Here is a 12,969-nt window from a genome sequence, read left to right on the forward strand (position 1 = left end):
GAAAAAGATGGCCGACAACGAGTTCCGCATCGAGAGCGATTCCCCCGCCAAGGACGACCTGATGTTCTGGCGCATCGTGGGACACGAGGCGCTGGCGCGCCCGTCGGCCTACGAGCTCACGGTGATCTCGACGAACAAGGCCATCGATGCGAAGGACATCCTCGGGCATGCCTTCGACGTGGTCATCGGGTTCAAGGACGCCGATGGAGGCACGCACGAGCGCCACTGCCAGGGCCACGCGGTGCGTTTCGTGCGTGCGGGCCACATGGGGCGGCACTACGAATACCGCATCACGCTGCGCTCGTGGTTCTGGCTGCTCACCAAGCGCGCCAACTCCCGCATTCTGCAGGAGAAGAAGGTGCTGGAAGTGCTCGACGCGGTGTTCGAGGACAGCCCCATCAAGCGCTTCAAGAAGACCAAGGCCGACAACGTGGTCGGCACGCACAACCCGCGGCGCTACTGCGTGCAGCACCAGGAGAGCGACTACCGCTTTCTCTCGCGCCTGCTGGAGGACGAAGGCATCTACTACTGGTTCGACGCGCACGACGCACCCGGCACCATGCACCTGTCGGATGCCAGCGACATGGCGCACGAGAAGCTGCCCGCCGCCGACACCCTGCGCCACATGGCCGTCAACGCCGCGGAGCCGCGCTTCAACGAGATCTCGCGCTGGGTGAGCGGGCGGCAGTTCGACACAGGCAAGCACGCTTCGCGCGACAGCGACTTCAAGGCCATCAAGAAGAAGCTGGGCGCCGACATCGACGCATCGGACGACCACGAGCTGGCGAGCCTGGAGCTGTTCGAATTCCCGGGCGGTTATTTCAGCGGCGACGACGCCGAGACCCGTGCCAAGCTGCGCGGCGACGAGCTCAACGCGCGCCGCGACCGCCACTGGGCCGTGACGCCCTGGCCCGACGTGACGGCAGGGCGCGGCTTCAAGTACGAGGGCGACCCCGACGGCACGCGCAACGGCGACTACATCATCGCGGCCTGCACCTTCGTCGCCAGCCATCGGGGCTACGAGGGCGTGAGCGGCAACACGCAGGCGCAGCCGGTGCACGCCGCGCTGGCCGACGTGCTGCGCGACGACGCGGTGAACGCCGACACGCTGCCCGTGCTGGAAGAGATCATCGCGGCCACGCCCGCGCTATCGGCCGCGCAGACCGGCAGCAGCATCTTCCTGCTCACCGTGATGCCGGTCGAGCGCCTGTTCCGCACGCCGCGCCTCACGCCGCGCGTGACCATGCCGGGGCCGCAGACCGCCATCGTCGTCGGCCCGAAGGGCGACGAGCTGCACGTGGACGACCACGGCCGCGTGAAGGTGCACTTCCACTGGGACCGCTACGACGAGAGCAACGAGAAGTCGACCTGCTGGATCCGCGTGTCGCAGCCGTGGGGCGGCAAGGGCTGGGGCGGCTACTTCGCCCCGCGCATCGGCCAGGAGGTGATCGTCGACTTTCTCAACGGCGACCCCGACCGGCCGATCATCATGGGCCGCGTCTACAACGACGAGCAGCCCATACCGTACAAGTCGCCCACCCAGAGCGGCTTCAAGACCCGCTCCACGCCCGGCGGCGGTTCCTCGAACTACAACGAGATCATGTTCGAGGACAAGAAGGGCGAGGAGAACATCAACATCCACGCCGAGCTCGACATGAGCCGCAGCGTGGAGCGCGACGACTCCACCACCATCGACCGCGACCAGAGCGTCACCGTCAAGCGCGACCAGACCAACCACGTGGACCGCGACCGCAAGAGCACGGTGACGCGCAACGACACCAACATGGTGGTGGTGGACCAGAAGAACACGGTCAAGGGGAAGCAGAACAACCAGGTGGTGGGCGACCGCACCACTTTCGTCGACAGCAACGACAAGACCATGGTGACCGGCACCAGCCTGAGCGACGTGACCGGTGCGCGCACCGACACCTCGCGCGCCGGCGAAACCCGCAACGTGATCGGCAACCAGACCATCACCGTCAGCGGCAACGTCACCTACAAGGCCGCGAAGATGAGCTTCGAGGCCGGGCATATCGACTGGATGGTGACGGGGGCGAGCTCGAAGTACATCACGGTGCCCACCGGGCCGCTGCACCTGATGGCCAACAAGATCAAGCTGATGAGCAACACCGGTATCGAGATGATGGCGGTGGGCAGCATCGACGCGACCTCGGTCGGCTCCAACACGACCATCCTCGGGCCGAACACCAGCGGCTACATCGGCACCAACAGCGAAGCCAACCTGGGCATCGCGCGCTCGACCTTCATGGGCATGAGCATCGACAACGCGCTGGCCATCGCCATCTCCAACTTCGGAGGCGTGGCCATCGATACCGCGCTGGGCGTCAAGCTGTCGTCCGGCCTCGCGCCGGAGATCCAGGCCTTTCCGGTCGACGTGGAGCAGGCCGCGCTGCACACCTTCACCCCCGGCGCGGGTGCCGGTGGCGCGGGCGGAGCCGCGGTCGCCGGCATGCTCGGAGCGGTTGCGGGCCTTGCCAGTGCGGACGCGGACATCGCCGCGACACTGAAGCAGTACGCCGACGCCGCCAATGCGCTGGACAACGCAGCCAACGAGGCCGACGCCGCGCACCTGCCGGGCCTTGCGGGCCGGCTGCGCTCGCTCGGCGCGATCACGCGCAACCGTCGCACGGAAGGCGTGATCGGCAGCATCCCGGTGATCGGCACCGTCGCGATCGCCGGGGGTGAACTGATCGTCGGTGCCTTGGGTGCAGCCGGCGTCGGCACCGGCGGCGAACGACTGGCTGCCGACGAGTCCGTCAACGCGGACGGCTCCGCCGCACCGCCCCCGCCTCCGCCGGCTCCACCGGCCCCGCCGCCTGCACCAGGAGTAGGCGCCCCCGCGGAGCCGACGCAGGAGTGGAGCCCGACGCCGCCAGCACCGCCGCCGCCACCGCCACCGCCGCCGCCACCGCCACCGCCACCGCCACCGCCACCGCCACCGCCACCGCCGCCGCCGCCGCCACCGCCGCCGTCATCCGACCCGCTGGACGGAGGGGTGCCGCCGAACGACGACTGGGAATGAAGAGGGCTGTCGATCGACCATGCAAGTCCTCAAACCCCAGGCGCTCGGCTTGTCGACGCGCCCCATCGAGTACCGCAAGCGCTTCGGGCTCAGCATCAGCGCCTGCCTGCACCTGCCGTTCGCGCAGGGCGAGCGCGGAACGCTGTGGGCGGAGCAGTCGATGTGGTCCTTCCTGGCGAAGGAGATGGCCCAGCCGATGATCGACGAGGGCGTGGCCAAGCTCACGCCGGAGTTCCTGGTGCACGGCAAGGCATTCCCGCCCCCGGACCGGCCCGACGGCTGTGCCGTGAGGGCCCGCTTCGGTACGCAGGAAAAGACCTTGCTGGTACTGGGCGACCGCTACTGGGACGGATCGAAGCCGAGCAAGGCCCGGCCTTTCGCGGAGATGCCGCTGGACTGGACCAGGGCCTACGGCGGGGCGGACTTTCCCCTCAACACCGCAGGCCGCGGCAGGCAGAAGGCGGATGGCGTGGCCTGGCTGCCCAACATCGAACTGCCGCATGACCGCCTCCTTCGCCCCGATCAGGCCATCGCGCCCGTCGGCATGGGCGCGCTCGACGTGACGCATCCGCAGCGCGTGCAATACCGCGGCACCTACGACGCCGACTACCTGAAGCTGCACGCGCCGGGCTTCGCGCCGGACACCGACTGGCGCTACTTCAACCTCGCGCCGCCGGACCAGTGGATGGGCGCGGCGCTCGTCGGCGACGAGCCGTTCTCGTTCGAAAACATGCATCCGGAAAAGCGCCTGATCGAAGGCCGCCTGCCGGGCATGCGGGCCCGCGTGTTCGTCGGCTACCGCATGGCGGTCGGCGAGCCCAAGGTGCGCGAGGTTCCGCTGCGGCTGACGACGGTGTGGTTCTTTCCGCATGCCGAGCGCTGCATCGCGATCTTCCAGGGCCTGGCCGAGGTCGGCACCGACGACGGCTCCGACGTGGTCAGCCTCATGGGGGCGGTGGAACGCATCGGCCAGGTCCGCTCCGATGCGCACTATCTCGACGCTGCCGCGAAGCGTGCCGATCCGAAGATGGGACCGATCTACGCCATCGTCGACAGCGACCTGCTCCCGGAGGGTGTGAGCACCGTCGACCCCGATGTGGAAGCCGCGAAGGCACCCTTCGGGACGGAGGGACTGCAGGGCGAAGCGCAGCGCCGTCGCGCCGGGATGGATGTGGCCTTCGCTCGCGAGAAGGCCATCTCCATGGGCAAGGACCCGGACGCACTGGGCATCCGGATGCCGCCGCGCGAGAAGGTTCCGGTGGGTGACGAACTGCCGCCCTACCTCGAGAAGAAGATGAAGGAGGCCGAGGCCCAGCGGTGGGCGGCGGTCGAAGATGCGGTCACGGTCATCGAGCGCGCGCTGGCGATGTCGCAGGAGCAGAAGATCGACCTCGCCAAGCTGCAGCACCGCGGTCCGCCGAAGTACGACCCCGACAGGCACATGGCCGAGATGCGCGCGCAGGTGGCCATGGGAACGAGGCCCGTCGACCTGGCGCCGATCTATCCGAAGCTGTGCCAGATCGAGGACGCGCATCGCGCGGGCTATCTCCAGTCCGCGCACATGCAGCCGCCGGCCTACCCGATGGCCGCGGGCGAGGCGGTGAAGCTGCGCGGCGAGATGGCACGCGCCAGCGCCGCGGGCATCAAGTTCTTCGCGGGCATCGACCTCACCGGCGCCGATCTCTCGGGCCTCGACCTGCGGGACGTGAACTTCGAAGGCGCGTGGCTCGAGAGCGCGAACCTCGCCAATACCAATCTCTCCGGCGCCAACCTCGCGGGGGCGGTGCTGGCGCATGCGAATCTGGAAGGCGCGATCGCCATCGGCACGAAATTCGGCAAGGCCAACCTCGGCAAGGCGCGGCTCGCCCGAGGCGTCTTCGACGATGCCGACTTCAGCGGCGCGACGCTCATGCACTGCGCATTCGCCGGCACGCAGATGCGGCGCGCGACATTCGCGAAGGCGAACCTGCTGCACACCACGTGGGGCGAGGCCGACTGGGCCGGTGCCGACCTGAGCGGCCAGGTCTTCCACAAGCTGGACCTGAAAGGCATGCGTTGGCCGGAGGCGAACCTGTCCGTCTGCAACTTCATCGAGTCCGACCTATCGGGCGTCGACATGCACGGCGCGAAGATGGAGAACGCGACCTTCGTGACCAGCAAACTCGACGGCGCAAGGATGATGACGGCACATTGCGCCGGCACCGTGGCGGTCAAGGGAAGCAGCCTGGCCGGTGCGGACATGAGCCAGGCCGACCTGCGCCGTTTCAACTTCGGCGCCTCCGATGCGCGCGGCGCCAAGATGATTCGCGCCGTGCTCGACGGCGCCAATCTCTGCGAAGCCCTGCTCGAGGGCGCCGACATGCGGCTCGCCAGCGCCAAGGGCGCTCTGATGCGCAAGGCCGTCTGCACCAACGCGCTGCTGTCGGGCGTGAACTTCAGCGACGCCATCTTCCAGTCGGCGGATCTGCGCGGGGCCGACCTGCGGCGCAGCAATCTCTTCGGCGCCGACCTCGGGCGCGTGCGGCTGGACGGCTCGACGAGCTTCGACGACGCATTGCTCAAGCGGGCGCGAACATGGCCACGGCTCACGCCGGAACAGCAGGCCGCAGCATGAGCCCGAACCTGCTGGCCATTGCAGTCAGCGTCGGCGAGGCGCTGGAAGGCCTCGACCTGCGCAAGGGGCGCTACGCGGGCCTCGCGCTCGGCGGCGGCATCTTCTCCCGGGTCAATTTCGCCGAAACGGACTTTCGTGGCGCCGACCTGCGCGAGACCGTGTTCGACGCATGCGACCTGCGCGGCGCCATCGCATCGGGCGCCAACCTGCGCAAGGCCGTCTTCAACCGCTGCAAGCTCGACCACGCGGACCTGCGTGAAGCCAACCTGCACGGCGCCGTGTTCACGGAGTGCGACCTCACGCACGCACAGATGGCCCAGTCGGCGATGACCATGGCCACGCTGGCGCGTTGCCGGCTGGACCATGCTGTGCTGCGCGGCGTGCAGCTCGATTCCGCCGTCATCAGCCAGTCGGTGCTGCTCGACGTATGCGCCGACGACACCAGCTGGCAATACACCACGGTCAACGAATGCGATCTCTCGCACCTGACGTGGACCGGCGCGCGCATGCTGCGCAACGTGTTCTTCAAGACCTCGCTCAAGGGCATGTCGTTCGCGGGGCTGGACCTGAACGGCTGCCAGTTCTCGTCCGCCGACCTGAGCGGGGCCGACTTCAGCGGCGTCACCTTGCAGCAGTGCAATTTCCAGGGGGCGACGCTCGATGGCGCGAAGTTCGCGAAGGCGATCGCACCATCGGCGATCTTCTGCGCAGCCACCGGCAAGGGCGCCGACTTCTCGGGAGCGCGCCTGCGCCAGGCTCTCTTCACCGGCGCCGTGCTGCCGCAGGCCGTGTTCGCGGGCTGCGACCTGTACCAGACCCATTTCGCGGGCGCGAAGGTGCAGGGCGCCAACTTCGGCGGCGCCGAGCTGACATACGCCGACTTCAGGCATGCCGATCTCACCTCGGCCGACCTGCGCCGCGCCACCATGCTGCGCACCGTGCTGCATGCCGCCATCACCGAGAACGCGCAGATGAGCGACCGTGCGCGCGCGCTCGAGACCGATCCGGAGCTCGCGGAATCGGAGCGCTGGCAGCCGCTGGTCGCCTGATTGCCTGATCACCAGATTCGCCGGATGAACGAACACAGAGGGAACACGCCATGAACAACGAAACAACGCTGAAGACCCGTGCACGCCAGCGCCCGGCCGCGAAGGCCATCGGCGGCGAATGGTGCGTGGGCATCCTGGGCACCGACGCGAAGGGCCGCCAGGTCGTTGCCAGCGGCGACCTGAAGCTTCGCGCCCGCCGCGCCGCGAGCTGCCTGCTCGAGCCCGCGGCCGGCGACAGCGTGGCCTGCCTGCGCATCGCGCCCGACGAAGTCTGGGTCATGGCCGTGCTGCAGCGCGAGGAGGGCACGGTCAATGTCGTGAACTGCGAAGGCGGCGACATGCGCATCGCCGCGGAGGGCGGGCGCATCGAGCTCGCGGCCGAGGAGCTCGACATCGCCACGCAGCGCACGCGCCTGGCCACCGACAGCGCCGACGTCGTCGGCCGCCAGCTCAGCGTGGTCGGCACCAGCTTGAAGCTCGTGGGCTCGGTGCTGTCGTCGGTGATGGACCGCGTGCAGCACTTCAGCAGGCACTACCTGCGCACCACCGACGGCATCGATCGCGTGTCGGCCACGCATGTGGAGTGCGAGGCGCAGCAGCTGATGCGCCTCGAGGGCGAGCACACGCTGGTCAACGGCCGCGAACTGGTCAAGGCGCGCGGCGCGCAGATCCATTTCGGCTGAGGCGACAGCGAAGGAAAAGAAAAATGTTCGCCAACTGCCAGCTGATGGGCACGGACATGGGCTTTCCCGATGTCTGCATCACGCCCGCCGCGCCGTCGCCGATTCCGGTGCCGTATCCGAACATCGCCATGGGTCCGATGGCGATTCCGAACTGCCCGACGATCCTCATCATGGGCGGTCCGGCACACAACCTCGGCACCACCATTCCGATGACCAACGGCGACAACTCCGGCGTGCTGCTGGGCGTGGCCTCGGGCACGGTGATGGGGCCGAGCCGCCACCTCACCGGCGCCTTCACGGTGCTGCTGATGGGCATGCCCGCGTCGCGGCTGACCAGCGTGTCGCTGCAGAACAGCACCAACTGCCCGGGCGTGCGCACCGTGCCGAGCCAGCCGCTGGTGTTGTTGCTGGCGCCTTAGCGCGCAGTGCAGATGCCTTGGCGGTGACCGGATGGCGCCGCCAGTACAGAACAGGGGAGAAGCCATTCATGGCAGACAAGGAGTTCCGCATCGAGAGCGACTCGCCCGTGAAGGACGAGCTGATGTTCTGGCGCATCGTGGGTCACGAGGCACTGGCACGCCCGTCGACCTATGAACTCACCGTGCTGTCGGAGAACAAGGCCATCGAGGCCAAGGACATCCTCGGCCGCGCCTTCGACGTCGTCATCGGCTTCGAGGACGCCGACGGCGGAAAGCACGAACGCCACTGCCAGGGCCATGCGGTGCGCTTCGTGCGCGCGGGCCACGCGGGGCGCTACTTCGAATACCGCTTCACCCTGCGCTCGTGGTTCTGGCTGCTCACCAAGCGCAGCAACTCGCGCATCCTGCAGGAGAAGCCCGTTCTCGACGTGCTCGACGCGGTGTTCGAGGACAGCCCGATCAAGCGCTTCAAGAAGACCCGCACCGACAACGTGGTCGGCACCCACAAGCCGCGCCGCTACTGCGTGCAGCACCAGGAGAGCGACTATCAGTTCCTATCGCGGCTGTTGGAAGACGAAGGTATCTATTACTGGTTCGACGCGCACGATGCACCCGGCACCATGCACATGTCGGACGCGAGCGACATGGCGCACGACAAGCTGCCCGCCATCGGCACCCTGCGTTATGTGTCGAGCGACGCCGCCGAGGCGCGCTTCAACGAAATCTCGCGCTGGGTGAGCGAGCGGCAGTTCGACACCGGCAAGTACGCCTCTACCGACAGCGACTTCAAGGCGATCAAGAAGAAGCTGGAGGCCGCGGGCGGCACGCCCGACAAGCACGAGCTGGCCGAGTTCGAGGCATTCGAGTTCGCGGGCGGATATTTCAACGGCGGCGATGCCGACGACAAGGGCAAGCTGCGCGGCGAGGAGATCGGCGCGCGCCGCCAGCGCCACTGGGCGCTCACGCCATGGCCCGACGTGGCCGCGGGGCGCAGCTTCAAGTTCGAGAACGACCCCGACGGCACGCGCGACAACGACTACGTGATCGCCGCCTGCACCTTCGTCGCGAGCCATCCGGGCTACGAAGGCGCGGACATCGAAGAGCCGCCGACTTCGCCGACACGGCTTTTGAAAGAAGCGCTCGCAGACGACGCCGTGCTGGCCGACACCCTTCCGGCCTTCGAGACTGTCGCCGCGCGCATGCCGTCGCTCGACGCGAGCCGCCCGGGCAGCAGTGCCTTCCTGCTGACGGTGTTCCCGGTCGACATGCCTTTCCATCCGCCGCGCCTCACGCCGCGCGTGGTCATGCCGGGGCCGCAGTCGGCCATCGTCGTCGGCCCCTCGGGCGAGGAGATCCATGCCGACGACTTCGGCCGAGTGAAGGTGCACTTCCACTGGGACCGCTACGACAAGAGCAACGAGAAGTCGACCTGCTGGGTGCGCGTGTCGCAGCCCTGGGCCGGCAAGGGCTGGGGCGGGTACTTCTGCCCGCGCATCGGGCAGGAGGTGATCGTCGACTTCCTGAACGGCGACCCCGACCGGCCGCTGATCGTGGGCCGTGTCTACAACGACGACCAGCCCATTCCCTTCGGCACCCATACGCAGAGCGGCTTCCGCACGCGCTCCACGCCCAAGGGCAGCGCGGCCAACTGCAACGAGTTCCGCTTCGAGGACAAGAAGGGCTCGGAGCAGGTGTACCTGCACGCAGAGAAGAACCAGGACATCGAGGTCGAGAACGACGAGACGCACTGGGTCGGCCACGACCGCACCAAGACCATCGACCACGACGAGACCACCCACGTGAAACACGACCGCACGGAGACGGTCGACAACAACGAAACCATCACCGTGCACGGCCAGCGCACCGAAACGGTGGACAAGAACGAGACCATCACGATCCACCAGAACCGCACCGAGACGGTGGACCTGAACGAGACGATCTCCATCGGCCAGAACCGGACCATCACCGTGGGCGCGAGCGAAACCGCCACGGTGGCGCTGCAGCGCACGCACACGGTGGGCATCAACGAGACCATCACGGTGGGCGCGGCGCAGGAGATCACGGTGGGCGCGATGCAGGCGGTGACGGTGGGGGCGAGCCAGACGATCAGCGTGGGTGCGAACCAGTCGAGCAGCATCGGCGCCAACCGGTCGGTGGATGTGGGGGCGAACCTGTCGACGAACGTGGGCGCCGACGAATCGCGCAGCGTGAGCTCGGGCCGGAGTACCAGCGTGAGCAAGGACGATTCACTCTCCGTGGGAAAGAACCTCGTGATCGACGCGGGCGATTCGATCTCCATCACCACGGGTAGCGCCAGCATCACGATGAAGAAGGACGGGACCATCGTGATCAAGGGGAAGGACATCACGATCGATGCCTCTGGAAAGATCAACCAGAAGGCGAGCAGCGACATCGTGATGAAGGGTTCGAAGATTCTGCAGAACTGATTTCACGTGAGGAGAGAAAGCATGAGTGGCAGAGACCTGATCGAGGCGCAGCTGGCAGCAAACGTCACCCAGGAGGCGATCGTGGGGCCGTGGCACGCAACCGTCGTTGGCGAGTTGGTAGCCATCGCCGATGAAGGACGCACGCCCCTCGTCGTGTTCGCGGGGCAGCCCGGCACGGCGGCACTGCGCGCGCGCAGCGTGGTCGATCTGCACGGCGCGCACATCGGCCGCGCCGTGGTGCTGATGTTCGAGCAAGCCGATCCGGCCAGGCCCATCGTGATGGGCGTGCTGCGCGGTGCCGCCGGCTGGCCGCAATCCGAGGTGCCCGCGCCTGCCCAGGTGGAAGTGGATGCCGACGGTGAGCGTCTTCTCGTCAGCGCGCGAGCACAGATGGTGCTGCGCTGCGGCAAGGCGAGCATCACCCTGACGCGTGCGGGGAAGGTGCTGATCCAGGGCAGCTATGTGCTGAGCCGGTCGACGGGTGTCAATCGGGTCAAGGGTGCAGCAGTGCAGATCAACTGACCGCAGGAACGAAAACGGAAACCGGGACATGGAAGTCGTCAATTCAACCGGCATGACGGTGGGCTACACGCAGGGTGTGGAGCCTTCGGGGCGAGAGTTGCTGGTCGTGGTGGTGAAAGGGACCTTCGCCATTCCCGACGCCACTCGCGGCGGCGAAGCCGCTCTGCAGCCGCACGCGGTGCAGCGGCCCCTGATCGTGGCCGACACCTTCACGGGCGAGCCGGGCTACTCGGCTCCGGCCGAAGAGGTGGACTTCGCGCCGCGCAAGCACCGCTGCGATGTGCTGGTTTCCGGTAGCGCATACGCGCCGCACGGGGAGCCGGCCGAGCGCGTGCTGGTCGGGGTTCGCATCGGCGGCTGGCGAAAGGCCTTCGCGGTGGCGGGGGACCGGCAATGGCTTTGCGGCCTTTCGGGCGCGCGTGCCTCGGCACCGGAGCCCTTCATCACGAAGCGCATTTCCTACGACGTGGCCTTCGGCGGCGTCGATGCGCGTCATGAAGACCCCGACCAGCACGGCGCATACATGCGAAACCCCGTGGGGCGTGGCTGGCATCGTCACCTGCAGGCCCGATACCTCGACGGCGCACCGCTGCCGAACACGGAAGAGATCGATCGTCCGGTCGATACGCCCGACGGCACCTTCGCACCGATGGCACTCGGCCCACTGGGGCGCGGCTGGGCCGAACGCCTGCCGCATGCGGGCACCTACGATCAGGCGTGGATCGACCATACCTTTCCCTTCCTGCCGGCCGACTTCGACGAGGCCTACTATCAAGCCGCGCCCGTCGATCAGCAGATCGGGTTTCCGCTGGGCGATGAAGAGGTCGTGCTCATGAACCTCAGGCCCGAGGGGCAGACCCGCTTCCGCCTGCCGCGCCGAGAAGTACCGGTGACCTTCTTCCGGCGCAAAGGAGGCCGCGAGGAAATCAATGCCACGCTCGACACCATCGCAATCGATGCCGATCAGGGCTTCGTGACACTCGCATGGCGGGCCACGCTGCCGTTGAAGAAGGGCATCTTCGAGATATCCAACATCCTTGCCGGCCGCATGTCGAGCGGCTGGTGGCGTGCGCGCGAACTGGGCAAGGAGTGGCATCCGTCGCTTGCCGACCTTGTGCGGACCCGGCGCGAGGCGGCGGAGGAAGAGGTATGAGCGTCGTGCCGATCGTCATCGGTCGCGCGGGCCTCGTCACCGGAGTGGGGATGGACACCGCCGCCACGTGCGCGGCAATTCGCGGCGCGATCGACAACTTCCAGCAGACGGGCTTCAGGGACACCGGTGGTGAATGGATCATGGGCTGCGAGGTGCCGCTGGCTCTGCCCTGGCGCGGCGAGAAGAAGCTGCTGAAGATGGCCGCGCGTGCCATCGGGCAGTGCCTCGCCGGGTGCGACCGCGAGGACTGCGAAGCGATGCCGTTATTACTGTGCCTGCCCGAAACCGACCGCCCGGGCCGGCTGGTGCCCGACGATGCTCGATTCCTCGAGCTGCTGGAGGACGAACTGGGCCTGCGGTTCAATGCCCGCTCGTCACTGATTGCGCAGGGGCATGTGTCCGTAGCCGTGGCGCTGCTGCAGGCCCGCCGGATGATCGTCGAGGGACACGCCCAGCGGGTGCTGATAGCCGCGGCCGACAGCATGTTGAGCGGTGCCACGTTGGCCGACTGCGAAGCACGCGACAGGCTGCTGACAAGCGAGAACTCCGACGGCTTCATTCCAGGGGAGGGCGCGGCCGCGCTGCTGGTGGAAGCCATGGGCGCGCGGCCCGGGCCGCAACTGGTGTGCCGTGGCCTGGGCTTTGCGCTGGAGCGCGCGCACATCGATTCCGAGGAGCCGTTGCGCGCCGAAGGGCTTGCCGAGGCCATCCGCCAGTCGCTGCGTGACGCCGGCTGCGGCGAGAGCATTCTCGAATTCAAGATCATCGACGCCTCGGGTGGGCAGTATGCGTTCAAGGAGGCCACGCTCGCGTTCGGCCGCATAGACCGCACGAAACGCAGCGAGTTCGATGTCTGGCATCCGGCCGACTGCATCGGCGAAGTCGGTGCACCCATCGGTGCGGTGATGATCGCTGTGCTGAAAGTCGCCTGCGAGAAAGCCTATGCGCGCGGCGACAACGTTCTGCTGCACCTGGGCAACGACGACGGACGGCGCGCGGCGATGGTGTTTTCCTGGCACCAGGGCGGGAGCTGAGCAGA

9 protein-coding genes are annotated in these 12,969 nt (G+C 67.6%); all 9 read left to right on the forward strand.

What is annotated here, in order from left to right; all coding sequences use genetic code 11:
* Window positions 1–7 precede the first annotated feature (7 nt).
* The 9 genes from SFB74_RS03680 to SFB74_RS03720 all read left to right on the forward strand — a co-directional run bounded on the left by SFB74_RS03680 (window position 8) and on the right by SFB74_RS03720 (window position 12,964).
* Window positions 8–3,043, forward strand: coding sequence for a type VI secretion system Vgr family protein (locus SFB74_RS03680; RefSeq protein WP_432729318.1), 3,036 nt, complete (start codon window positions 8–10; stop codon window positions 3,041–3,043).
* Between the two features lie 19 nt (window positions 3,044–3,062).
* Complete coding sequence (locus SFB74_RS03685) at window positions 3,063–5,657, forward strand: DUF2169 family type VI secretion system accessory protein (protein WP_432729319.1); 2,595 nt, start codon at window positions 3,063–3,065, stop codon at window positions 5,655–5,657.
* Entirely contained in the window at window positions 5,654–6,706 is a 1,053-nt protein-coding gene (locus SFB74_RS03690; RefSeq protein ID WP_432729321.1) for a pentapeptide repeat-containing protein, read from the forward strand. Before SFB74_RS03685 ends, SFB74_RS03690 begins: the two co-directional genes overlap by 4 nt.
* A gap of 50 nt (window positions 6,707–6,756) precedes the next feature.
* The gene (locus SFB74_RS03695) at window positions 6,757–7,389 is read left to right on the forward strand and encodes a DUF3540 domain-containing protein (protein ID WP_432729322.1); all 633 of its coding nucleotides are present in this window, start codon (window positions 6,757–6,759) and stop codon (window positions 7,387–7,389) included.
* Window positions 7,390–7,412: 23 nt separating this feature from the next.
* The gene (locus SFB74_RS03700) at window positions 7,413–7,808 is read left to right on the forward strand and encodes a DUF4150 domain-containing protein (protein ID WP_093301714.1); all 396 of its coding nucleotides are present in this window, start codon (window positions 7,413–7,415) and stop codon (window positions 7,806–7,808) included.
* A 68-nt stretch (window positions 7,809–7,876) separates the two neighbouring features.
* Window positions 7,877–10,255 (forward strand): type VI secretion system Vgr family protein, encoded by a 2,379-nt coding sequence (locus SFB74_RS03705; protein WP_432729324.1) that lies wholly within the window; start codon window positions 7,877–7,879, stop codon window positions 10,253–10,255.
* A gap of 21 nt (window positions 10,256–10,276) precedes the next feature.
* Complete coding sequence (locus SFB74_RS03710; protein ID WP_432729326.1) at window positions 10,277–10,777, forward strand: DUF6484 domain-containing protein; 501 nt, start codon at window positions 10,277–10,279, stop codon at window positions 10,775–10,777.
* Window positions 10,778–10,829: 52 nt separating this feature from the next.
* Complete coding sequence (locus SFB74_RS03715) at window positions 10,830–11,930, forward strand: DUF2169 family type VI secretion system accessory protein (protein WP_432729328.1); 1,101 nt, start codon at window positions 10,830–10,832, stop codon at window positions 11,928–11,930.
* Window positions 11,927–12,964, forward strand: a complete 1,038-nt coding sequence (locus SFB74_RS03720) for a hypothetical protein (protein WP_432729329.1) — start codon at window positions 11,927–11,929, stop codon at window positions 12,962–12,964. Before SFB74_RS03715 ends, SFB74_RS03720 begins: the two co-directional genes overlap by 4 nt.
* The last annotated feature ends 5 nt before the right edge of the window (window positions 12,965–12,969 follow it).

The organism is Variovorax xiamenensis, from assembly GCF_050916385.1.
GTDB lineage: Bacteria > Pseudomonadota > Gammaproteobacteria > Burkholderiales > Burkholderiaceae_C > Variovorax.

Bases quoted from the DNA above. Each gene is read 5' to 3' on its own strand.
- SFB74_RS03680 (WP_432729318.1), top strand. From the start codon at position 8: ATGGCCGACAACGAGTTCCGCATCGAGAGCGATTCCCCCGCCAAGGAC.
- SFB74_RS03685 (WP_432729319.1), top strand. From the start codon at position 3,063: ATGCAAGTCCTCAAACCCCAGGCGCTCGGCTTGTCGACGCGCCCCATC.
- SFB74_RS03690 (WP_432729321.1), top strand. From the start codon at position 5,654: ATGAGCCCGAACCTGCTGGCCATTGCAGTCAGCGTCGGCGAGGCGCTG.
- SFB74_RS03695 (WP_432729322.1), top strand. From the start codon at position 6,757: ATGAACAACGAAACAACGCTGAAGACCCGTGCACGCCAGCGCCCGGCC.
- SFB74_RS03700 (WP_093301714.1), top strand. From the start codon at position 7,413: ATGTTCGCCAACTGCCAGCTGATGGGCACGGACATGGGCTTTCCCGAT.
- SFB74_RS03705 (WP_432729324.1), top strand. From the start codon at position 7,877: ATGGCAGACAAGGAGTTCCGCATCGAGAGCGACTCGCCCGTGAAGGAC.
- SFB74_RS03710 (WP_432729326.1), top strand. From the start codon at position 10,277: ATGAGTGGCAGAGACCTGATCGAGGCGCAGCTGGCAGCAAACGTCACC.
- SFB74_RS03715 (WP_432729328.1), top strand. From the start codon at position 10,830: ATGACGGTGGGCTACACGCAGGGTGTGGAGCCTTCGGGGCGAGAGTTG.
- SFB74_RS03720 (WP_432729329.1), top strand. From the start codon at position 11,927: ATGAGCGTCGTGCCGATCGTCATCGGTCGCGCGGGCCTCGTCACCGGA.